Raw genomic sequence first — 20553 nt, 5'->3', positions numbered from 1 at the left:
GGATGCCGACGCCCACCCGCGCTCAATAGCGTGGAGCCATGCCTTCAGGAACACTGCAGCTCACCGGCGTCACGAAAAATTACGGCGCCCGTCGCGTCCTCGATGACGTCTCCTTCTCAGTCGCAGCCGGGCGCCTCACCGGCTTCGTCGGCGGCAACGGCGCCGGCAAAACCACGACGATGCGGATCGTCCTCGGTCTGCTCTCATCCGATGGCGGAGAGATCACGCTCGGTGCCGCACCGCTCACCGCCGACGCCCGCCGCCAGTTCGGGTATATGCCCGAAGAGCGCGGGCTTTACCCGAAGATGAAGGTGCTCGAGCAGGTCGTCTACCTCGCTCGCCTGCACGGGTTCACCAAGGCGGATGCCGTGGAGAAGGCGACCGCACTACTCACAGAGCTGGGTCTCGGCGAGCGCCTGAACGACAACCTCGAGGCGCTCTCGCTCGGAAACCAGCAGCGCGCTCAAATCGCGGCATCCCTCGTGCATGATCCTGAAGTGCTCATCCTCGACGAGCCGTTCTCGGGCCTCGATCCGCTCGCCGTCGAGACCGTCGCCGGCGTGCTGCAGGAGCGCGCATCCCGCGGAGTCTCGGTGCTGTTCTCCTCGCACCAGCTCGACGTCGTCGAGCGGCTCTGCGACGACCTCGTGATCATCGCCGGCGGCACCATCCGCGCCGCAGGCCCCCGCGACCGGCTTCGCGAGGAGCACTCCGCTCCGCGCTGGGAGCTCGAAAGCAGCGGCGATGTCGGCTGGCTGCGTGACGAGCCGGGCGTGAGCGTCATCGACTTCGAGGGCGGCAACGCCATCTTCGACGCTGAAGACCCCGCCATCGCGCAGCGCGTTCTGCGCCGTGCACTCGAAGGCGGCGACGTCGCCCACTTCGCCCCCCAGCATCCCTCGCTCTCGCAGATCTTCAAGGAGGTCATCCAGTGACCACGTCAACACCCTCCACCCGCGCACTGCCCTCCACCCGCGCGCTGTCGTCCGCACAGGGCGTCTGGCTCGTCGCCGAACGCGAACTCTCCACCCGACTGCGCAGCAAGGCGTATCTGATCTCGACCGGCATCCTGCTGCTCATGGCCCTCGCCGGTGTCATCTGGGCGGGTTTCGCGAGTGCTGCGCCCAGCACCACGCCGATCGCGGCGACGAGCGGGGCTTCCGCGCTTCTCCAAGACGCAGACGGCTTCGACGTCACTGAGGTGGTCGATCGCGCCGCAGCCGAAGAGCTCGTCACGGACGGCACGGTCGACGCCGCGCTCATCGAAGACACCTCGTCGCCGACCGGAATCGTCATCATCGCCGACGAGGAGGCACCGCAGTCGCTGGTGATGATGCTCTCGCAGGCACCGGCGGTCGAGCTGCTCGACGCCGATCCGGCGAACGGCGCGCTCCGCTACATCCTCGGCATCGGGTTCGGGCTGGTGTTCATGATGGCCGCGATCACTTTCGGCTCCCCGATCGCGACGAGCGTCGTGGAGGAGAAGCAGACCCGCGTCATCGAGATCCTCCTCTCGGCGATCCCCGCCCGGGTGCTGCTGGCCGGAAAGGTTCTCGGCAACACCCTGCTGGCGATCTCGCAGATTCTGCTCCTCGTGATCGTCGGAACGATCGGACTCATCGTGTCGGGACAGACCGAGGTCCTGCAGGGAATCGGCGGACCGATCGCGTGGTTCGCGGTGTTCTTCTTCTTCGGGTTCATCCTGCTCGCGGCGATGTTCGCGGCGGCAGGTTCGCTGGTCTCCCGCCAGGAGGATGTCGGCGCCACGATGACGCCGGTGATGTATCTGACGATGATTCCGTACTTCCTGGTGATCTTCTTCGGCGACAACCCGGTGGTCATGACCGTGCTCTCCTATGTGCCGTTCTCGGCGCCGGTGGGCATGCCGATCCGGCTGTTCTTCAACGAGGCCGCGTGGTGGGAGCCGCTGGCATCGCTGGCGATCATGCTCGTCGCCTGCGCGATCGTCGTGCTCCTCGGCGCGAAGATCTACGAGAACTCGCTGCTGAAGATGGGGGCGCGCGTGAAGTTCCGTGACGCGCTGCGTCCGTGAGCCGAGCCTCCGTTCAAGCGAGCGCACCCTCCGTTCAGGAGGGTGCATTAGCCTGAATACGAAAGCCGACGACGGGGTCTGCGCAGAATTCTGACCTCGAAAGGCACCATGAGCACTCCTACTCTTACTCTCGAGCGCACCGCGTCGACTTCCGTTCCCGTCCTCGATGTTCTGGCGGGGCGCTGGAGCCCTCGGGCATTCGACGCCAGCACGCCGATCGACGAGAACAAGCTCGCCGCAGCTCTCGAGGCCGCCCGCTGGTCGCCCTCGGCGAGCAACACCCAGCCGTGGCGCTTCATCGTCGCCCGTCGCGGCACCGAACTGCACACGCAGATCGACGAGGCGCTCATCGGCTTCAACCGCGAGTGGGCTGGCGCCGCTCAGGTGCTGATCGTCGCGCTCTCTGAAGATCAGGATGCCGAGGGCAAGGCCCGCCCGTGGGCGCAGTACGACCTGGGCCAGGCTGTCGCACACCTCTCGGTGCAGGCACACGCCGATGGACTGTACGTGCACCAGATGGGTGGCATCGACCGCGATGCGCTGCGCGCCCTGCCCGGGGTCGAGGAGCGGTTCACTCCGACCTCGGTGATCGCTCTCGGCGCGCTCGGCGATGCGTCAGCGCTGTCCGAGAAGCTGCAGGAGCGCGAGTCCGCCCCGCGCGTACGTCGCCCCCTCGACGAGACGGTCATCGCGAGCGCCTGACCTGTTCGCGCGAGAAGCTACCGCGCCCCCAGCCCGTCGAACACAACGCGCAGCACATCGCGGGCCAGTTCCTGCGCGCCTTCTTCACCGCTCGGCCGGTACCACTCGACGATCGAGTTGACCATGCCGAACAGCAGCCGGGTGGCCACCGGCGGCGCGATATCGCTGCGCACCGAACCCTCACCCTGCGCCTCGCGCACGAGCGCGGTCACCTCCCGGTCGAACGCACGCCGGCGCTCGAGCGCCGCCCGCTCGACGTCGCTGTTCCCCCGCACGCGCAGCAGCAGCGTGACGTAGGCGAGCTTGTCGACAAGCGCGAGCACGGCGCCGCGCAGCACGTGCTCCAGGCGGTCGCGGGCAGATCCGTCACCAGCATCCGCCAGCGCATCCTCGAGACCGCTGAGTGCCTCATCCAGTGCGACCTCGAGCAGCGCCTCTTTGGATTCGAAGTGGTGGTACAGCGCCGACTTCGACAGTCCGAGCCGCGTGGCGAGAGTCGCCACTGAGGTTGCGTCGTAGCCCTGTTCGATGAAGACCTGCACGGCAATATCGAGGACTTGCCGCTGGTCGTAGCCCGGCCGCCCTCGCCGCACGCCGCTCTCGCTCGCGGGTTGTTTCGACACTGACACGCGCTACAGTCTGGCATCATTGCCGACCCGCGACTTCCTTGTCATACTAAATACTGAACGAATGGTCAGGAATTGGCCATGCTCGCACAACGACGCCGACGATGCAGTCAGGGGCAGTGATGGACGACGTACTCGCCATCGAGCGACGCCCCGATCGCGTGATCGCTCGCCTGAATCGGCCAGAGAAACGCAACGCGATCGACCGCGAGATGATCGACGCCCTGCACCTGCTCTGCGCCGAGCTCGAGGTCGATCCGCGCATCCTGATCCTCACCGGCAGCGGAGATGGTTTCGCCGCCGGCGCCGACATCACCCAGCTCCGTGCGCGCCGGGCCGACGATGCACGTCGCGGCATCAATGCGATGGCGTTCATCCGCGTCCGCGAGCTGCCGATGCCCGTGATCGCCGCTCTCGACGGCTACGCACTCGGCGGTGGCGCCGAGCTCGCCTATGCCGCCGACATCCGCATCGCGACTCCCCGCCTGAAGATCGGCAACCCTGAGCCGAGTCTCGGCATCATCGCGGCGGCGGGCGCGACCTGGCGCCTGCGCGAGATCGTCGGCGAGGGACTGGCGAGCGAGATGCTGCTCACCGGACGCATCCTGACTGCCGATGATGCGCTGGCCGTCGGTCTTGTCTCCGCCGTTCACGCGCCGGAGGAGCTGATGCCGGCTGCGCACGCGATCGCCGACCGCATCGCCGCCGCGGATCCGCTCGCGATCCGGCATACGAAAACGGCGCTTCGGGCTCCGCGCGATGCGCACCCTGCGATCGACGGCGAGCTGCAGGCCGAACTGTTCGAGAGCGCCGAGAAGATGCGGCGCATGACTGATTTCCTCGAGAGAAAGGGACACCCGTGAAGGTCGGAGTTCTCGGCGGTGGTCGCATGGGGGCGGGAATCGCACATGCGTTCCTGCTCGCCGGCTGCGAGGTCGTGGTGGTCGAGCGCGATGCGGCGACAGCGGATACCGCGGCAGACCGCATCCGCCAGGGCATCTCCCGCTCGATCGACCGCGGCGTCACCACCCGTGATTCCGCTGCGCTGCATCGCGCACTCCACGTCGGAGACGACATCGCCGCCTTCGAGGGCTGCGACCTGGTGATCGAAGCGGTACCCGAGAATCGCGTACTGAAGGCAGCAGCCCTCGCGCGAATCGAAGCGGCGGCTCCCGGCGCGGTGCTCGCCTCGAACACATCGTCGATCTCGATCACTGACCTGGCTGCCGCGCTGACGACGCCGGATCGGTTTCTCGGGCTGCATTTCTTCAACCCGGTGCCGACCTCTTCGATCGTGGAGATCGTGGCGGGCATGGCTACCGACCCCGCCGTCGTCGAGCGTGCCCGCGAGTGGGTGACGATGATCGAGAAGACACCGATCGTCGTGCGCGACTCCCCCGGGTTCGCGTCGAGCAGGTTGGGCGTCGCGCTGGCGCTCGAGGCGATCCGGATGCTGGATTCGGGGGTCGCATCTGCCGAAGACATCGATCGGGCGATGGAGCTCGGATACCGGCATCCGATGGGTCCGCTGCGCACGACCGACATCGTCGGGCTCGACGTACGCCTCGATATCGCCGAGGAGCTGCACGCGACGCTCGGCGATCGTTTCGCACCGCCCGCACTGCTGCGCCGGCTCGTTGCCGAAGGGAAACTCGGCCGCAAGAGCGGCGAAGGATTCTACAAATGGGAGACACCATGACTGCCGAAATGCCGCTCGTGCCGAGCTACGCGCAGGATGCGTGGTGGACGCCGGACTCCGAGGGCGAGGCGACCATCGTTCGGGATGCGTCGACCGGCGACGAGGTCGCACGCGTCAGCGCCGAGGGCTTCGACCTCGCGGGTGCGCTGGCCCACGCGCGGACCGTCGGTCAGGCATCGCTCGGCGAGCTGACATTTCATCAGCGCACCCTGCTGCTCAAGCAGTTCGCGCTTGCGCTGACCGAGCGCAAGGACGAGCTTTATGCGCTGTCGGCGCAGACCGGTGCGACCAAGGCCGACTCGTGGGTCGACATCGACGGCGGCATCGGAGTGCTGTTCGCGTACTCGGGCAAGGGGCGTCGCGAGATGCCAAACTCGCAGGTGTATGTCGATGGAGCGATTGAGCCGCTGTCGAAGGACGGCACCTTCCTCGGGCGGCACATCTACACCCGACTGCCCGGTGTCGCCGTGCAGATCAACGCGTTCAACTTTGCGGTGTGGGGTCCGCTCGAGAAGTTCGCTCCCGCGTTTCTCGCCGGCATGCCCTCGCTCATCAAGCCCGCGACTCCCACCGGCTATCTCACCGAGGCGATGGTCCGGATTCTCGTCGATTCAGGCCTGCTTCCCGCCGGTTCGCTGCAGCTCGTCAGCGGCGGCGTACCCACGCTGTTCACCCAGCTGCAGGTCGGCGATGTCGTCGCTTTCACGGGAAGCGCGTCGACCGCGGCGGCGCTGCGCGCGCAGACGCCCACCGGCGTGCGGTTCACCGCCGAGACAGATTCGATCAACGCGTCAGTGCTCGGGCCGGATGCTCTCGCCGGCACTCCCGAGTTCGACGCGTACGTGCGCCAGCTCGTCACCGAGATGACGACGAAGGCCGGGCAGAAGTGCACCGCGATTCGTCGTGCCGTCGTTCCTGCCGGTCAAGCGGATGCTGTGATCGACGCCGTCCGGGCACGCCTCACCGCGAAGGTTACCGTCGGGGATCCGCGGGAGGAGGGCGTCACGATGGGGCCGCTCGTCTCTCTCGCGCAGCGCGATGAGGTGCTGCGCCAGGTGCAGGCTCTCATAGATGGTGGTGGGCGGATCGTGATCGGTAGCACCGAAGCATCCGACTCTTCAGGCGCCTTCGTCCCGCCCATCCTCCTGCGCTTCGATGACGCACGCGCCGACGCCGTCCATGAAGTGGAAGCGTTCGGTCCGGTGTCGTCGCTGATCACGTATGACACTGTGGCAGAGGCATCCGACATCGTCGCCCGCGGCGGCGGGTCTCTCGTGACGAGTGTCGCGACATACGATCCTTCCTTCGCGACTGAGATCATGACGGGCGTCGCCGCTTGGAACGGGCGAGTGCTCTTCCTCGACCGCGACGATGCTCGTTCGTCGACTGGTCACGGCTCACCGATGCCTGGCCTGGTGCACGGCGGACCGGGGCGGGCCGGCGGGGGTGAGGAACTCGGCGGCATCCGGGCGGTGCTGCACCACATGCAGCGCACAGCAGTGCAGGGTTCGCCCGAGATGCTCACGGCGATCACCGGTGTGTGGCACACGGGTGCTGCGGCGCGAGACGACGGCATCCATCCGTTCCGGAAGCCCCTCGCACAGCTGCGCATCGGCGACCGGATCGCGTCGGAGTCTCGCGAAGTCACGCTCGACGACATCGAGACGTTCGCGCACTTCACCGGCGACACGTTCTACGCGCACATGGATGAGGAGGCCGCATCTGCGAACCCGTTCTTCCCCGGACGCGTCGCGCACGGCTACCTGCTCGTGTCGTGGGCGGCAGGGCTCTTCGTCGACCCGGAGCCAGGGCCAGTGCTGGCGAACTACGGGCTCGAGAACCTGCGCTTTGTGACTCCGGTATCGCCGGGCGACAGCATCCGCGTCGATCTCACGGCCAAGCAGATCACGCCGCGCGAGACGGACGGGTACGGCGAGGTGCGCTGGGATGCGCTCATCCGCAACCAGAACGACGAGACCGTCGCGACGTACGACGTGCTGACGCTCGTCGAGAAGGAGTAGGCGGGCGCGGGATGCTTTTCGCGGCCCCCAGCCACTTCTCGCGCGCGAAATCCATCCCGCGCGGCATCCGCTCACGGCGGCATCCGTCAGCCGACAGCGAGGAGTGTCGACCAGGCGACATCGATCACGCACAGGCCATCGTCCGTCTCGCGATAGAAGATGTCGCTGGGGAACATGTCGCCGGGGACCGACCCTTCGGGACGCCCCTCCACATTGATGTTCCACTGCGGATCAAGCGCCGCTTGCTCTTCCCAATAGTCGGTGAAGAACCGCTCCGGTTCACCCGCGGATCGACCGGCCCAATCCGCGGCAGCACCGAGGTCTGCGTCGAGATCTTCACAAAGAAGATCGGATGCTCCGCCGGAAGAAAGATCTCCCACGAGCTCCTCGGTCGTCGCGATGACTTCGGCGCCGTCGTTTCCCCAGATCAGCGCATCGACGTTCGAACACCCCGTGATGGACACAGCGCCTCCGGCAGCGAGGAGCGCAAGGGCGAGCGGGCGACGGAGCTTCATGCAATGACCCTACGAGAAGGTTCCCGCAAGTTCTTTGAGCGTCGCGATCACGGCCACGTCATCCCCCACGTACCGGCCGTCTCGATCCAGAAGAATCGCTCGCAGACCTGCGTCGAGCGCGCCGCGCACATCATTGTCGATGCTGTCACCAACCATGAGAACATCGGCTCCCTGGCGACCAAGGGCTTTCGCCGCAGCCGCGAATGCACCGGGATGCGGCTTTCCGTACGGGAGGTCTGAGGAGCACACAATTGCATCGAAGAAGCTCGAGATACCAAACCGATCGATCTTCTGCAGCTGCTGAGCGCGGTCACCGTTGGTGAGGATGCCGAGCGTCACTCCGGCGTCCTGGAGTCGAGTTAGACACGGCAGGGTGTCGGCATACATGGCCCATCCTGCTTCGTAACGCCGAAGATATCCGGCGAAGAGGTCGTCGGCCTCGCTGTCATCGAGCTCACGCCCGAGCAGATCACGGACACGCTCGCGACGCTGCCCCTGAAACGAGATCTCCCGCGCTTGATAACGGGCGTAATGACGCGAAGAGAGCGTCTCCCACTGCTCCGCGATGCCGTCCATCGGCAACCCCAGCTCGGCGCCCCACTCTCGGACGGCCGGCGCTGAAGCCGACGCGTGATCGATGAGAGTGGAGTCGAGGTCGAAGAGAATCGCGGTCACCACCTCAGCTTGCCAGGAGACGCACCTCCCACCGCCCCGATACCCTCGTGACGTGACGACGACAACCACCGCTTACTCGGCGCGCGCCGCGGAGTATGTCGAGCTGCTCGGCTCGATGTCGGCAGTGCACCCGTCAGACCGGCAGATCATCGGCACTTGGGCGACGCAGGTCGACGGAGAGATCCTCGACGCGGGCTGCGGACCAGGACACTGGACGAACCACCTGAACGAGCTCGGCTGCGATGCGCGCGGCATCGACCTCGTGCCTTCTTTCCTTGAGCATGCGCGCTCGAGCTATCCCGGCATCCGATTCGATCTGGGGAGCATCGACCACATCGATGCAGTCGACGGCTCACTCGGCGGCATCCTTTCGTGGTTCTCGACGATCCATCACGAACCGCACGCGATCGTCACACTGTTCTCCGAGTTCGCGCGCGTGCTGCGCCCCGGCGCGCAACTCGCGCTCGGCTTCTTCAGCGGGGACGCAATCGAGCCGTTCGACCACGCCGTCTTGCGCGCGTACCGCTGGCCGGTGCAAGAGTTCAGCGACCGGCTGGAAGCCGCCGGCTTCTCCACCCGGGAAACCCACCTGCGCGAAACGCGCGGACAGCGCCCAGTCGGGACGATCATTTGCGAACGCCGACAGCCCACCCTCCACTCGGAAGGCACTCCATGCCCCAAGCAGTAACCCTGATCCGTTCGTCCGCTCTCTCCGACGCCGCTGAGTACGCCTACGCCGCGACTGCCCCAGCGGATGCACGCCTGATCTTCCTCGCCGGATCGTGCCCACTGAACGAAGACGGGTCGACGGCCGGCATCGGTGATTTCGCCGCTCAAGCAGCCAAGTGCATCGAGAACATGAGAATCGCTCTCTCGGCGGCCGGCGCCGACATCGACGACGTCATCAGCACCCGCGTTCTCGTCGCCTCAACGCACCAGTCAGACCTCGTCACCGCGTGGAACGTCGTGCGCGACGCATTCGGCAGCCACGATGTGCCGAGCACCCTCCTCGGCGTCACCGTCCTCGGCTACAACGGCCAGCTCGTCGAGATCGAAGCAGTCGCCGCCGTTCAGGACTGAATGCGCTCCAGGCAGGTCTGACAGGATTGAAGGACCATGTTCCTCGCCTCTCACGGACCGCGCGATGCACCCCCGGTTCTCCTCCTGCATGGCGGCGGTGTTGCGGGGTGGATGTGGGATTCTTTGAAGGAGCGACTGCGGACGGACTACGCAGTTCTCATCCCCGACCTCCCCGGGCACGGCCGCTCCGCCGACGAACCGTATGTCTCCCACGCAGCCACAGTCGACGAGCTCGCTCGAATGCTGGCCGAAGCCGCCCCCGGTCGCCCCGCCACCGTCGTCGGGTTCTCTCTCGGTGCGCAACTCGCCATCCAGCTCGCATCCGAGCATCCCGACTTCGTCGCCCAGGTCATCGTCGTCAGCGCACAGGCTGAACCTCTGCCGCTCACTGGCCTCACCCTCGCAATGCTGAGCGCCAGCGCGCCTCTCGCCCGCAAGCGATGGTTCGCGAGGTTGCAGGCTCGCCAACTCTTCATCCCTCCGCACTTGATGGAGGACTACATCACCACCAGCGCCGGCATCACGAAGGCCACGCTCCTCGCCGCCGTGGGCTCGAATCTCCGATTCACGTTGCCCGGCACCTGGCCCGCCTTCCCCGGTCGCGCACTCGTCCTGGCCGGACGACGCGAGCGGCGATTGATGCGCGATTCGGCTCGCGCCATCCACGGTGCACTGCCCGGCAGCGAGCTCGAGATCGTCGACGACAGCGGGCACGGCATCCCCCTCCAGCACCCCGTGTGGTTCACCGATCGCGTCGCCGAGCTGCTCCGTCGCGGCTGAGCAGGGCCACGCGGTACCGTGATCGCGCGCCCCAGCTTTCCTCGAGTTGCTGCGGCCAGCACATGCCAGATGAATTTCGCCGGTTGCGAGCGTCGGGAATCGACCGAAATCATCTCGCATCACCAGTGTCGGGAGGGGCGCGCTCCCGCCGGGGGATGTCGGAAACAGCAGCGGATGCGGGAAACAGCAGCGCGACCGAAAATCTTCGAAAAAGTCTTCTGATCAGCCTGAATATTGGGCCTGAATGTCGGTGGCCCTCAGTTGAATAGAGGGTATGAACACCATCGTCGCTCACCTCGAAGACCTGGAACGGTCTCTCGCTGAGGCGAGCGGTGAGGCATTCGAGAACGAGGTGATCCCCGACCTGTCGGATGCTGAGATCGCCGCACTGCTCGAGACGACAGGGCGCATCCAGAAGAGGATCGAAGCCCTTCAGGTCGAGGCATCCATTCAGGTTCTCGAGCGCTCGACTCCGATGCGCGACGACAAGATCACCGAGAAGTACGGCTGGGCGCGTCCCGTCGATCTGATTCGAGTGCTGACCCGAACCGAAACGCGAGACGCGAACCGCGTCGTCAAGACCGCCCGACTGCTGTCGCGCACCCGCGGCATGTCGAGTGGAGAGTTCCTGCCCGCCCGCTACCCCGAACTGCGATCGGCGATGGTCGACGGAGCGATCGGAGTCGCGGGGCTGCTCGCGGCGATGGAGCCGCTTGAGCAGTCCCGCGCGCGCATCCTCGACGACGCACGGATCGAAGCCGATCGGCAGCTCGCGATGCTCGCCTGCGGCATCAACGACGATCGCGATGCCGATGCTGATGCTGCAGAACCGAACTCCCCCAACCCGCTCCCCGTGCCGGAGGATCTGCGAATCCTGTCGAAAGTCCTCGTCGCGTATCTCGACCCCGACGGCGCGGAGCCCTCCGACGAGATCGGCGCACGCACCCGCGGCTTCATCATCGGCCGCGAACGCGACGGAGCAGTTCCCGTGCGCGGCAATCTGCTGCCCGAGGTCGCCGGCCAGCTGAGACTGCTCCTCGACAGCCTGCTCAACCCGCGGGTGGACGCTCCCGACGACCCCACCGGCGGCGTCCGTTTCGTCGACAGCGCAGATGTCGACACAGAAGACAGCAGCACACGCGGATCCGTCAACGATGGCGGTGTCACCCCGAACGGAACACCGCACAGCGAATCGATGTTCATCGATCAGCGCACCCGAGCCCAGAAGGTGCACGACGCTTTCGCGATGATCATCACCACCGCTGCTCGTGAGGGAGGCTTCCCACAGATCGGCGGCGCAGCTCCCACTCTCGTAGTGAGCGTCAGGGCCGACGACTACGCCACCGGCTCCGGATGGGCAACCATCGTGAACACCGGAGACCTCATTCCCTCACGGGTTGCCGAGCAGACCGGGTGCGCGGGCGGCATCCAACGCGTTCTGTTCGATGACAACGGCCGGATCGCGTCGCTCGGAACCTCCGCTCGCATCTTCAACGCACTGCAGCGTCGCGCGATCACGCTCCGCGACGGCGGATGCATCATCCCGGGCTGCACCACTCCCGCAAGCTGGTGCGAGATTCACCACGTTCGAGAACATGCCGACGGCGGCCCCACCCACACCGACAACGGCGTGCTGCTCTGCTGGTGGCACCATCGCAACCTGCATCTGTCGGAATGGCGGATCCGCATGAACGACGGAGTCCCCGAGATCCGTGGGCCACTCTGGTGGGACCGCACAAGGCGCTGGCATCCCACCGGCACGCCGCGGCCCCGCGACCGACACCGACAACGCGCGGGCTGATGCGGACTAACCCCGCAGCGCGAGCACGAACGGCAGCACCTCGGCGGCGCCGGCCTGCCGCAGTGCCCGCGCGGCAACAGTGAGCGTCCATCTGCTGTCAGCCTGGTCATCGACGAGCAGCACCGGTCCTGCTGGCACCTCAATCCCTTCCGCGCTGAATCGATCCCACACCCCTGCGAGGCGAAAGGCGCTGTTCCCGCCCGGCTGCCCCGTCGGCCCACCATCCACCATCGCGAGCGCGCCGATGTAGGGAAGCTTGCCGATCTCGGCAATCCCCCGCGCCAGCGAATCGACGAGCTGCGGGTGCGAACGCGACGACATCGCCACCACCGCGACCGGCCGCTCGCTCCAGCCCCAGTCCGCGAGCACTCGCACGCACGCCGCCAGCACCTGCGCCGACGCCGGAGCATCCGGCGCCCCGGCCGCAAACAGCGTTCGCAGCGTGCCGCCCCAGCCGAGATCCGTTAGGCGGGCGAGCGCCCGCCCCTCACTCGCCTGCTCGCCCGCAGGAATGCGCCCCTTCACCGCAACGCCGAGTCGGTCAGCCCCGGTGGGCCACTGGCGTCGCGGTTCGATCGCGACACCCACGCGATCGAGCGATTCGGATGCCGCGGCACTCGCCGACGCCCCGATCTCTGTCGGGAACCACGCCCCCGCGCAGCTATCGCACCGTCCGCACGGGGCAGCCGTGGCATCATCCAGCGAGCGCTGCAGGAACTCCATGCGGCATGCCCCGGTCTGCTCGTACTCGATCATGCTCTGCTGCTCGGCGAGGCGCTCGGCCGCGATGCGCTCGTAACGCTCACGGTCATACGTCCACGGCTGACCGGTGGCGACCCACCCGCCCTGCACCCGGCGCACCGCACCATCGACGTCCAGCACCTTCAGTAGCAGTTCGAGCGGTGTGCGGCGGATATCGACCATCGCCTCCAGCGCAGGAGTCGAGATCGCGGAATCGCCGAGGGCCGCGATCACCCGTTCGGCGCGCCCCTGATCGGGCATGGATGCCGTGGCGAAATAGTGCCAGATGTCGCGGTCTTCCGGCCCCGGCAGCAGCAGCACATCCGCACTGTCGCTCGCGCGCCCCGCACGACCGACCTGCTGGTAGTACGCAACCGGCGACGACGGTGCACCCAGGTGCAGCACGAACCCGAGATCGGGCTTGTCGAACCCCATCCCCAGCGCACTCGTCGCGACGAGCGCTTTGACCTCGTTGCGTTTGAGCATCCCCTCGGACTCTGCCCGCTCATCAGGATCGGTCTGCCCCGTGTACGCCCGCACCTCATGCCCGCGCTCGCGCAGCAGCCGAGCAGTATCGATCGCCGCGGCGACCGTGAGCGTATAGATGATTCCCGACCCCGGCAGCTCGTCGATATGGCTGAGCAGCCAGGCGAGTCGGCGAGCAGCATCCGGCAGTCGCAGCACTCCGAGCCGCAGCGATGTCCGCGCAAGCGGACCGCGGATCGTGAGCACCGGAACCCCCTCGTCGCCGGTCGCCCCCAACTGCTCCTCGACATCTGCCACGACCCGGCTGTTCGCCGTCGCCGTCGTCGCGAGCACCGGCACCTCGGCCGGCATCTGGGCGATCAGGTCGCGCAGGCGCCGGTAGTCGGGGCGGAAGTCATGACCCCAGTCACTGATGCAGTGCGCCTCATCGACCACGAGCATCCCGATGCGCTCCACCAGCGTCGGAAGCCGCTGCTCCCTGAACGCGGGATTGTTCAGCCGCTCCGGCGATACGAGCAGCACGTCGACCTCATCGCGGTCGAGCTGCGCAAGCACGTCATCCCACTCGTGCGCGTTCGTCGAGTTGATCGCGACCGCACGCACGCCCGCCCGCTCGGCCGCCACGATCTGGTCGCGCATCAGCGCCAGCAGCGGCGAGACCAGCACCGTCGGCCCCGCTCCCTGCCGGCGCAGCAGCAGGGTCGCGACGAAATAGACGGCAGATTTTCCCCACCCGGTGCGCTGCACGACCAACGCACGTCGTCGCCCTCTGACGAGCGCCTCGATCGCCTCGTACTGCCCGTCGTGGAAGGAGGCGTCGTCCCGCCCGACGAGCTCGCGCAGCGCGGCGAGTGCCGCCTCATGGGTGGCGTTGGCGTCGAGTGTCATACCCCCACTCTGCCTCAGACCGCTGACACGCCTGGGCGGGTGGTGTTCCGGCATCCGATATGAAAGAATTACTGAACGCACGGTCAGTAAAGACGAAGGAGTCAGGATGACCGACATCACCGCCGAACAGCAGCGCTTCGATGACCTCATCGCCGCCGACTCACGCATCGAGCCGCGCGACTGGATGCCCGACGACTATCGCCGCACCCTCATCAGACAGATCTCGCAGCACGCGCACTCCGAGATCATCGGCATGCAGCCGGAGGGCAACTGGATCACCCGCGCTCCGAGCCTGAAGCGCAAGGCGATCCTGATGGCGAAGGTGCAGGACGAAGCCGGTCACGGCCTCTACCTCTACTCCGCAGCGCAGACCCTCGGCATCACCCGCGACGAGATGACCGACCAGCTCATCACCGGCAGGGCCAAGTATTCGTCGATCTTCAACTACCCCACCCCGACCTGGGCCGACATGGGCGCGATCGGATGGCTCGTCGACGGCGCCGCGATCGTCAACCAGGTGCCGCTGTGCCGCGCATCGTATGGCCCGTACGGCCGCGCGATGATCCGCGTCTGCAAAGAGGAATCGTTCCACCAGCGGCAGGGTTTCGAGATCCTCCTGACGCTCATGCGGGGCATGCCCGCGCAGCGCGAGATGGCACAGGATGCGGTGAACCGCTGGTACTGGCCGTCGCTCATGATGTTCGGGCCGCCCGATGGCGATTCCCCGAACTCCGCGCAGTCGATGGCGTGGAACATCAAGCGCTTCACCAACGACGAGCTGCGTCAGCGCTTCATCGACATGCTCGTGCCGCAGGCCGAGATCCTCGGCGTCACACTGCCGGATGCCGAGCTGCACTTCGACGAAGAGACCCAACACCACCTCGGCGGCGAGATCGACTGGACGGAGTTCTTCGAGGTGCTGGGCGGCAACGGACCGATGAACGCCGAACGCGTGCGCGCCAGGCGCGAGGCGCACGGGGACGGCGCGTGGGTGCGCGAAGCCGCGGCGGAGTACGCGCGCAAGACAGCCCTTCGACAGGCTCAGGGACCGATCGATGGAGCGGCGGCATGAGCGAAACCTGGCCCCTGTGGGAGGTGTTCGTCCGCGCGAACCGCGGGATGAGTCACGTGCACGCGGGATCGCTGCATGCTCCGGATGCTGAGCTCGCCGTCCGCAACGCCCGCGACCTCTATACGCGACGAGGCGAGGGCACCTCGATCTGGGTCGTGCCATCGGATGCCATCGCCGCGAGCGACCCCGACGCCAAGGGCTCCTTCTTCGAGAGCCCCGCCGGCAAGAACTACCGTCATGCGGTGTACTACACCGCGTCCGAGGGGGTGCCGCACCTGTGAGGCAGAACCCGCACGTGACGGTCGACGAGCTCGACCTCGCCGCAGAGCTCACCGGCGAAGCGGATGCCACGGCGAGCGCAGCGGTCGCTGAATATGCTCTCTGGCTCGGCGACGACGCGCTGATCCTGTCGCAGCAGCTCGGCGCCTGGATCGCCCACGCCCCCGAACTCGAAGAGGACGTGGCGCTCGCGAACATCGCCCTTGATCTGCTCGGCCATGCCCGCTCGCTGCTGCGCTACGCGGGCACCGCCGATGGGCGCAGCGAAGACGACCTGGCGTACTTCCGCGATGAGCCGGAGTTCCGCAGTGCCTGGCTCTTCGAGCAGCCGAACGGCGACTTCGCGCAGACGATCGTGCGTCAGCTCGTGGCATCCGCGTATCTTTTCGAGCTGCATTCCGCGCTGCGAGCCTCGAAAGATCCGACCCTCGCCGCGATCGCCGCGAAATCGGTGAAGGAGGTCGACTATCACCGCGACCACGCCGCGCAGTGGACGCTTCGCCTGGCTGGCGGCACAGATGAATCCCGTCGCCGGATGATCCGCGCGGTGACCGATATCTGGCCGTACGTCGAAGAGCTGTTCCGCGATGAGCCGCTGATCGACGAGCTGAAGAGCATCGCGGTGCGACCCTCGGCACTCCGCGCAGGGTTCGACGCGGTGATCGAGGCGGTGTTCGCCGAAGCCGAGCTCGAACTCCCACAGGTGAAAGCGTCCGCGGGCGGTGGCCGTCGCGGCATCCATTTCTCCGCCCTCGGGCACATCCTCGCTGAGATGCAGGTGCTGGCGCGCCAGCATCCGGGGGCGACATGGTGACCCGCGCGCAGACTCAGTCACGCACCCGCGAGCAAGAGGCATGGCGAGTCGCGGCATCCGTCACGGACCCTGAGATTCCCGTCCTCACGATCGAGGACCTCGGCGTCCTGCGCGACGTCGCGGTCACCGAAGAACGAGATGGTGATCGCGTGAGGGTCACGCTCACCCCGACCTACAGCGGATGTCCCGCCATCGACGCCATGCGCGACGACGTGATCCTCGCGCTCACGGCCGCCGGCTTCGCCGATGTCGACGTGCGCACGACGCTCTCGCCCGCCTGGACGACGGACTGGATGTCGGATGCCGGAAAGCAGAAGCTCCGCGACTTCGGCATCGCTCCCCCGACCGGACGTGCCGCGCTCGGACAGGGCCCGGTTCGACAGGCGCAGGGTCCGGTGAAACTCCGCCTCGCGGTGAAGTGCCCGCGCTGTGGATCGATCGACACCCGCGAAGTCACCCGCTTCGGCTCGACCGCCTGCAAGGCGCTGTACGAGTGCCGCGCCTGTCTCGAACCCTTCGACCACTTCAAAGCCATATGACCACCCCACCGCGTCGGCGCGGCCGTTTTCATGAACTCGAGATCAGCGAGGTCCGTCCGCTGACCTCCGAGAGCATCGAGGTGACGTTCGCCGTCCCGCCCGAGCTGCGCGATGACTACCAGTACCTGCCAGGACAGTACGTCGCACTGCGCGCGCACGTCGACGGTCGCGAGATCAGACGCAGCTATTCGATCTGCCGGGCGCCGATCCCGGAGCGCATCAGCGTCGGCATCAAGCGCGATCTGGGTGGACAATTCTCGGTCTGGGCCCACGAGAACCTGAAACCCGGCGACCGCATCGAAGTCATGAGCCCGGAGGGCACATTCACCACCCGCCTGCCCGACCTCGACCACGCGCACATCGCCGGCATCGCAGCCGGGTCGGGGGTGACCCCGATGATGGCGCTGGCCGCGCACGTGCTGGCATCATCGCCGACAGCGCAGTTCAGCCTCGTCTACACGAACCGCTCCACCCAGGACGTCATGTTCCTCGACGACCTCGCCGACCTCAAAGACCGCTACCCCTCGCGCCTCGCGCTGCACCACGTGCTCTCCCGCGAACAGCGCACCGCTCCTCTGCTCTCCGGACGCATCGATGCCGAGAAACTCGATGCCATCTTCGACGGGCTGCTGCCGCCGGCGACCGTCACCGAGTGGTTCCTCTGCGGACCCTTCGACCTCGTCGCCCTCTGCCGCGAGACCCTCGAGCGGCGGGGAGTGCCTGCGAGCAGCATCCGTTTCGAGCTCTTCACGAGCGATGCCGACGGCCCCCGCGTCGACCGCGGACGCCCCATCGTCATCGACAGGGGCGCCGAGGTTCGCACGATCGAGTTCACGCTCGATGGGCTGTCGTCGATGGTCGAGTCTCCGGTCGCTGCTAATGAGGCGATTCTGGATGCTGCACTGAGGGTGCGCGGCGACGTACCGTTCGCATGCGCGGGAGGAGTGTGCGGCACGTGCCGCGCCCGCCTCACTTCGGGCGAGGTGCGGATGACGGAGAACTACGCCTTGGAGCCCGAAGAGCTCGCGCGCGGCTACGTGCTGACCTGCCAGTCCCACCCCACCACCGAGAGAGTTGTCGTCGACTACGACGCGTGACCTCGCCACCGAACGGAGCGATCATGATCGACCTGACCATCACCGATGACGTCGCCCACATCGTGCTGAACGCGCCAGAGAAGCGCAACGCGCTCGATCCGTCTGCGCTGCACGAGCTCGGTACGGCGTACGACGATGCCGAAGCCGCAGGCGTCCGCGCCCTCGTACTGCGCGGCGAAGGCCCGGGCTTCTGCGCCGGCCGCGATATCGCCGGAGTCGACCCTGCGACCGACGACGTCTCCGGATACCTCGACGGCCTCGTCACCCCGCTTCTGAAGAAGATGTCGGCGTTCCCCGCACCGACTTTCGCCGCCGCTCACGGCGCCTGCCTCGGCGTCGGTCTCGGGCTGCTGATCGCCACCGACGTCGTCTACGTCGCCGACAGCGCCAAGATCGGCTCGCCGTTCGCCGCGCTCGGTGCGACGCTCGACTCCGGTGGGCACGCGCTGTTCTACGAACGCCTCGGCGCCCATAAGACTCTCGACCTCATCTACACGGGCCGGCTCATGACCGGCGCCGAAGCCGTGCAGTCCGGGCTGTTCTCGCAGGTGTTCGCGGCAGACGAAGTACGGCAGGCGACGGAGAGCGCAGCATCCCGCGCCGCGACGGGTGCAACGCGGTCGTTCCTCACGAGCAAGCACCTCGTCGCCCGGTTGCGCGACGAGCGCCTCGCGCTATGGGATGCCGTGGCCGCCGAGAACCTCAACCAGGAGAGCCTGCGCGACACCGCCGATTACCGCGAGGGATTCGCGGCGTTCCAGGCGAAGCGGAAGCCCGATTTCACGGGGCAGTGAGTCAGGCGCGGCGCGAAGAGACCACGCCGGCGATCGCCGTGGCGATCGCTGCGAGCCAGCCGAGGATCGCGACGATCATCGCGATGCCGAAGATGGTCGATGCGGCATCAGAGCTCATCCATCCCCAGGTCGAGACGACCGAGCCGACCGGCCCGGAGTCACCACCGTCTTCCAGCGTGAACATCATCAGCAGCATCGCTGCCCACGTCACCCAGCTGGCGACGTCGTAGAGCACTCGTGTGCTGCGCGTCGCCTTCCCGTCGCGGTCGAAGATCACGATGATCGGTGCGATGTACATCGCGATGGTCACCAGCGGCCCGACGAACAGGCCGATCGCGGCCATCCACCCCAACGGTGCGCCGAAGAGCCCGCGACCGAAGACGATCAACAAGACCAGCAGCACCGGCGCGATCCACTGGAAGATGCGCACGAACCGGCCGCCAGAGATTCTCATGGTTCCGAGACTAACTTCAGGTCGCACTTTCTGCCGGTTTGAGGGGGTCATAACGGCAGAAAGTGCGACCTGGATCGGGGGGGGGCTACAGCGCTCGCAGTATGTCGTCGACGCGCTCCTTGGCGTCGCCGAACAGCATCTGCGCGTTCTCACGGAAGAACAGCGGATTCTGCACGCCCGCGTAGCCCGCTGCCATGGAGCGCTTGAACACGATGACGTTCTCCGCTTCCCACACTCGCAGTACCGGCATCCCGGCGATCGGGCTCGACGGATCCTCGGCAGCTGCCGGGTTCACGGTGTCGTTCGCGCCGATCACGAGCACGACGGACGTCGATGCCAGATCGTCGTTGACCTCATCCATCTCGAGCACGATGTCATATGGGACCTTCGCCTCGGCCAGCAGCACGTTCATGTGACCGGGGAGGCGACCTGCCACCGGGTGGATGCCGAAGCGCACATCCACTCCGCGATCGCGCAGCTTCTGCGTGAGCTCGGCGACCGGGTACTGCGCCTGCGCGACAGCCATGCCATAGCCCGGCGTGATCACGACGCTCGAGGCGTTCGTCAGCATATCGGCGACGGTCTCGGCGTCGATCTCTCGGTGCTCGCCATGATCGACATCTTCCGATGCGGGCGCGGCGATGCCGAAACCACCGGCGATCACCGAGATGAACGACCGGTTCATCGCCTTGCACATGATGTACGACAGGTACGCACCGGAGGATCCGACCAGCGCACCGGTCACGATCAGCAGGTCGTTGTTGAGCAGGAAGCCGGCCGCGGCCGCGGCCCATCCCGAGTAGCTGTTGAGCATCGAGACGACAACGGGCATGTCGCCGCCGCCGATCGAGGCGACCAGGTGCCAGCCGAGCGCGAGCGCCAGCACGGTCACCACGATCAGCAGCACGAGCGACGGGGTGATGACGTACCAGACCGTCAGCCCGATGAACACGACGAGCGCACCGAGGTTCAGCACGTTCTTGCCGGGCAGTATGAGCGGCTTCGACGAGATGCGTCCCGACAGCTTGAGGAACGCGACGATGGACCCGGTGAAAGTCACGCCTCCGATGAAGATGCCGATGAATACCTCAGCATGGTGGATGTCGGCGAGCGCACCCGTGAGCCCCGGGCTGTGCAGGTGTCCGTTCCAGCCGACGAGAACGGCGGCAAGGCCGACGAAGCTGTGCAGCAGCGCGATGAGTTCGGGCATCCCCGTCATCTCGACGCTGCGAGCGCGCCAGAGTCCGATGACGGCACCGACGAGCATCGCGACCAGCAGCATCACGAGACCGATGATGGCCTGCGGCTCGCCCCAGGCGCCCTGGAACGTGACCCAGATCGTGGCGACCAGAGCGATGGCCATGCCGACCATGCCGTACGCGACGCCAGAGCGCGAGGACTCGTGCCGGCTGAGGCCGGCGAGGCTCATGATGAACA

Annotated in this window: 22 protein-coding genes; 16 read left to right on the top strand and 6 right to left on the bottom strand. The window is 66.8% G+C overall.

The genetic code is table 11. The features are described from left to right. The first annotated feature begins 38 nt into the window (after nucleotides 1-38). From ACTU6V_RS03010 to ACTU6V_RS03000, 3 genes are all read left to right on the top strand, one after another. The gene (locus ACTU6V_RS03010) at nucleotides 39-935 is read left to right on the top strand and encodes an ABC transporter ATP-binding protein (protein WP_443468490.1); all 897 of its coding nucleotides are present in this window, start codon (nucleotides 39-41) and stop codon (nucleotides 933-935) included. Further along, nucleotides 932-2053 (top strand): ABC transporter permease, encoded by a 1122-nt coding sequence (locus ACTU6V_RS03005; RefSeq protein ID WP_443474899.1) that lies wholly within the window; start codon nucleotides 932-934, stop codon nucleotides 2051-2053. The genes ACTU6V_RS03010 and ACTU6V_RS03005 overlap by 4 nt, the downstream gene beginning before the upstream one ends. A gap of 108 nt (nucleotides 2054-2161) precedes the next feature. After that, nucleotides 2162-2755 (top strand): nitroreductase family protein, encoded by a 594-nt coding sequence (locus ACTU6V_RS03000; RefSeq protein ID WP_443468488.1) that lies wholly within the window; start codon nucleotides 2162-2164, stop codon nucleotides 2753-2755. Between the two features lie 17 nt (nucleotides 2756-2772). Here ACTU6V_RS03000 and ACTU6V_RS02995 read toward each other — a convergent pair whose 3' ends face one another. After that, nucleotides 2773-3378, bottom strand: coding sequence for a TetR/AcrR family transcriptional regulator (locus tag ACTU6V_RS02995; protein WP_443474999.1), 606 nt, complete (start codon nucleotides 3376-3378; stop codon nucleotides 2773-2775). A gap of 125 nt (nucleotides 3379-3503) precedes the next feature. On the opposite strand from ACTU6V_RS02995, the gene ACTU6V_RS02990 reads away from it, so the two are divergent. The 3 genes from ACTU6V_RS02990 to paaZ are packed head-to-tail and all read left to right on the top strand — an operon-like array spanning nucleotide 3504 to nucleotide 7101. Further along, nucleotides 3504-4244, top strand: a complete 741-nt coding sequence (locus ACTU6V_RS02990) for an enoyl-CoA hydratase/isomerase family protein (protein ID WP_443474898.1) — start codon at nucleotides 3504-3506, stop codon at nucleotides 4242-4244. Nucleotides 4245-4270: 26 nt separating this feature from the next. After that, the gene (locus ACTU6V_RS02985) at nucleotides 4271-5080 is read left to right on the top strand and encodes a 3-hydroxyacyl-CoA dehydrogenase family protein (protein WP_443474998.1); all 810 of its coding nucleotides are present in this window, start codon (nucleotides 4271-4273) and stop codon (nucleotides 5078-5080) included. Then, nucleotides 5077-7101: a phenylacetic acid degradation bifunctional protein PaaZ gene (gene paaZ, locus ACTU6V_RS02980; RefSeq protein WP_443474897.1), complete on the top strand. Its 2025-nt coding sequence runs from the start codon at nucleotides 5077-5079 to the stop codon at nucleotides 7099-7101. Before ACTU6V_RS02985 ends, paaZ begins: the two co-directional genes overlap by 4 nt. Before the next feature lie 86 nt (nucleotides 7102-7187). Here paaZ and ACTU6V_RS02975 read toward each other — a convergent pair whose 3' ends face one another. Both ACTU6V_RS02975 and ACTU6V_RS02970 read right to left on the bottom strand, forming a co-directional pair. Then, nucleotides 7188-7616 (bottom strand): hypothetical protein, encoded by a 429-nt coding sequence (locus ACTU6V_RS02975; RefSeq protein WP_443474896.1) that lies wholly within the window; start codon nucleotides 7614-7616, stop codon nucleotides 7188-7190. Between the two features lie 9 nt (nucleotides 7617-7625). After that, complete coding sequence (locus tag ACTU6V_RS02970; RefSeq protein WP_443468484.1) at nucleotides 7626-8291, bottom strand: HAD family hydrolase; 666 nt, start codon at nucleotides 8289-8291, stop codon at nucleotides 7626-7628. A gap of 52 nt (nucleotides 8292-8343) precedes the next feature. Here ACTU6V_RS02970 and ACTU6V_RS02965 point away from each other — a divergent pair, with 52 nt between their 5' ends. From ACTU6V_RS02965 to ACTU6V_RS02950, 4 genes are all read left to right on the top strand, one after another. Next, nucleotides 8344-8979, top strand: a complete 636-nt coding sequence (locus ACTU6V_RS02965; RefSeq protein ID WP_443468483.1) for a class I SAM-dependent methyltransferase — start codon at nucleotides 8344-8346, stop codon at nucleotides 8977-8979. After that, nucleotides 8964-9371 (top strand): RidA family protein, encoded by a 408-nt coding sequence (locus tag ACTU6V_RS02960; RefSeq protein ID WP_443468482.1) that lies wholly within the window; start codon nucleotides 8964-8966, stop codon nucleotides 9369-9371. The genes ACTU6V_RS02965 and ACTU6V_RS02960 overlap by 16 nt, the downstream gene beginning before the upstream one ends. A 36-nt stretch (nucleotides 9372-9407) precedes the next feature. Next, a complete protein-coding gene (locus tag ACTU6V_RS02955; protein WP_443474895.1) occupies nucleotides 9408-10151 on the top strand; it encodes an alpha/beta fold hydrolase in 744 nt (247 codons plus the stop codon). Between the two features lie 274 nt (nucleotides 10152-10425). Continuing rightward, nucleotides 10426-11952, top strand: a complete 1527-nt coding sequence (locus ACTU6V_RS02950; RefSeq protein WP_443468480.1) for an HNH endonuclease signature motif containing protein — start codon at nucleotides 10426-10428, stop codon at nucleotides 11950-11952. Nucleotides 11953-11958: 6 nt separating this feature from the next. Here ACTU6V_RS02950 and ACTU6V_RS02945 read toward each other — a convergent pair whose 3' ends face one another. Beyond that, nucleotides 11959-14067 carry a RecQ family ATP-dependent DNA helicase gene (locus ACTU6V_RS02945; RefSeq protein WP_443468479.1) on the bottom strand — a complete coding sequence of 703 codons (2109 nt, stop codon included), beginning with the start codon at nucleotides 14065-14067 and terminating at the stop codon, nucleotides 11959-11961. Nucleotides 14068-14173: 106 nt separating this feature from the next. Here ACTU6V_RS02945 and paaA point away from each other — a divergent pair, with 106 nt between their 5' ends. The 6 genes from paaA to ACTU6V_RS02915 are packed head-to-tail and all read left to right on the top strand — an operon-like array spanning nucleotide 14174 to nucleotide 18662. Beyond that, nucleotides 14174-15139, top strand: a complete 966-nt coding sequence (gene paaA / locus ACTU6V_RS02940) for a 1,2-phenylacetyl-CoA epoxidase subunit PaaA (protein ID WP_443474894.1) — start codon at nucleotides 14174-14176, stop codon at nucleotides 15137-15139. Further along, the gene (gene paaB, locus ACTU6V_RS02935) at nucleotides 15136-15420 is read left to right on the top strand and encodes a 1,2-phenylacetyl-CoA epoxidase subunit PaaB (RefSeq protein ID WP_443468477.1); all 285 of its coding nucleotides are present in this window, start codon (nucleotides 15136-15138) and stop codon (nucleotides 15418-15420) included. The genes paaA and paaB overlap by 4 nt, the downstream gene beginning before the upstream one ends. Before the next feature lie 14 nt (nucleotides 15421-15434). After that, nucleotides 15435-16232 (top strand): 1,2-phenylacetyl-CoA epoxidase subunit PaaC, encoded by a 798-nt coding sequence (gene paaC, locus ACTU6V_RS02930; protein ID WP_443474893.1) that lies wholly within the window; start codon nucleotides 15435-15437, stop codon nucleotides 16230-16232. Then, nucleotides 16226-16771 (top strand): 1,2-phenylacetyl-CoA epoxidase subunit PaaD, encoded by a 546-nt coding sequence (gene paaD / locus ACTU6V_RS02925; protein WP_443468475.1) that lies wholly within the window; start codon nucleotides 16226-16228, stop codon nucleotides 16769-16771. Before paaC ends, paaD begins: the two co-directional genes overlap by 7 nt. Continuing rightward, nucleotides 16768-17868, top strand: a complete 1101-nt coding sequence (gene paaE, locus ACTU6V_RS02920) for a 1,2-phenylacetyl-CoA epoxidase subunit PaaE (RefSeq protein WP_443474892.1) — start codon at nucleotides 16768-16770, stop codon at nucleotides 17866-17868. Before paaD ends, paaE begins: the two co-directional genes overlap by 4 nt. Nucleotides 17869-17891: 23 nt before the next feature. Continuing rightward, nucleotides 17892-18662, top strand: a complete 771-nt coding sequence (locus ACTU6V_RS02915; protein ID WP_443468473.1) for an enoyl-CoA hydratase/isomerase family protein — start codon at nucleotides 17892-17894, stop codon at nucleotides 18660-18662. 1 nt (nucleotide 18663) lies between these two features. Here the strand turns inward: ACTU6V_RS02915 and ACTU6V_RS02910 are convergent, their stop codons facing one another. Together ACTU6V_RS02910 and pntB are read right to left on the bottom strand one after the other, a co-directional pair. Then, the gene (locus ACTU6V_RS02910; protein ID WP_443468472.1) at nucleotides 18664-19116 is read right to left on the bottom strand and encodes a hypothetical protein; all 453 of its coding nucleotides are present in this window, start codon (nucleotides 19114-19116) and stop codon (nucleotides 18664-18666) included. Nucleotides 19117-19201: 85 nt separating this feature from the next. After that, nucleotides 19202-20545, bottom strand: a complete 1344-nt coding sequence (gene pntB / locus ACTU6V_RS02905) for a Re/Si-specific NAD(P)(+) transhydrogenase subunit beta (protein WP_443468851.1) — start codon at nucleotides 20543-20545, stop codon at nucleotides 19202-19204. Nucleotides 20546-20553 lie beyond the last annotated feature (8 nt).

It is taken from the genome of Microbacterium zouquanmingi (assembly GCF_052266675.1).
In the GTDB taxonomy this organism is placed as follows: Bacteria; Actinomycetota; Actinomycetes; order Actinomycetales; family Microbacteriaceae; genus Microbacterium.
Note: the sequence above shows the minus strand (reverse complement) of the source record. Positions and strands in the feature narration are given on the sequence as shown.

Coding starts and splice junctions, on each gene's coding strand:
- ACTU6V_RS03010 (WP_443468490.1), top strand. CDS start 39: ATGCCTTCAGGAACACTGCAGCTCACCGGCGTCACGAAAAATTACGGC.
- ACTU6V_RS03000 (WP_443468488.1), top strand. CDS start 2,162: ATGAGCACTCCTACTCTTACTCTCGAGCGCACCGCGTCGACTTCCGTT.
- ACTU6V_RS02990 (WP_443474898.1), top strand. CDS start 3,504: ATGGACGACGTACTCGCCATCGAGCGACGCCCCGATCGCGTGATCGCT.
- ACTU6V_RS02985 (WP_443474998.1), top strand. CDS start 4,271: ATGGGGGCGGGAATCGCACATGCGTTCCTGCTCGCCGGCTGCGAGGTC.
- paaZ (WP_443474897.1), top strand. CDS start 5,077: ATGACTGCCGAAATGCCGCTCGTGCCGAGCTACGCGCAGGATGCGTGG.
- ACTU6V_RS02975 (WP_443474896.1), bottom strand. CDS start 7,616: ATGAAGCTCCGTCGCCCGCTCGCCCTTGCGCTCCTCGCTGCCGGAGGC.
- ACTU6V_RS02960 (WP_443468482.1), top strand. CDS start 8,964: ATGCCCCAAGCAGTAACCCTGATCCGTTCGTCCGCTCTCTCCGACGCC.
- ACTU6V_RS02955 (WP_443474895.1), top strand. CDS start 9,408: ATGTTCCTCGCCTCTCACGGACCGCGCGATGCACCCCCGGTTCTCCTC.
- ACTU6V_RS02950 (WP_443468480.1), top strand. CDS start 10,426: ATGAACACCATCGTCGCTCACCTCGAAGACCTGGAACGGTCTCTCGCT.
- ACTU6V_RS02945 (WP_443468479.1), bottom strand. CDS start 14,067: ATGACACTCGACGCCAACGCCACCCATGAGGCGGCACTCGCCGCGCTG.
- paaA (WP_443474894.1), top strand. CDS start 14,174: ATGACCGACATCACCGCCGAACAGCAGCGCTTCGATGACCTCATCGCC.
- paaB (WP_443468477.1), top strand. CDS start 15,136: ATGAGCGAAACCTGGCCCCTGTGGGAGGTGTTCGTCCGCGCGAACCGC.
- paaD (WP_443468475.1), top strand. CDS start 16,226: ATGGTGACCCGCGCGCAGACTCAGTCACGCACCCGCGAGCAAGAGGCA.
- paaE (WP_443474892.1), top strand. CDS start 16,768: ATGACCACCCCACCGCGTCGGCGCGGCCGTTTTCATGAACTCGAGATC.
- ACTU6V_RS02915 (WP_443468473.1), top strand. CDS start 17,892: ATGATCGACCTGACCATCACCGATGACGTCGCCCACATCGTGCTGAAC.
- ACTU6V_RS02910 (WP_443468472.1), bottom strand. CDS start 19,116: ATGAGAATCTCTGGCGGCCGGTTCGTGCGCATCTTCCAGTGGATCGCG.
- pntB (WP_443468851.1), bottom strand. CDS start 20,545: ATGAGCCTCGCCGGCCTCAGCCGGCACGAGTCCTCGCGCTCTGGCGTC.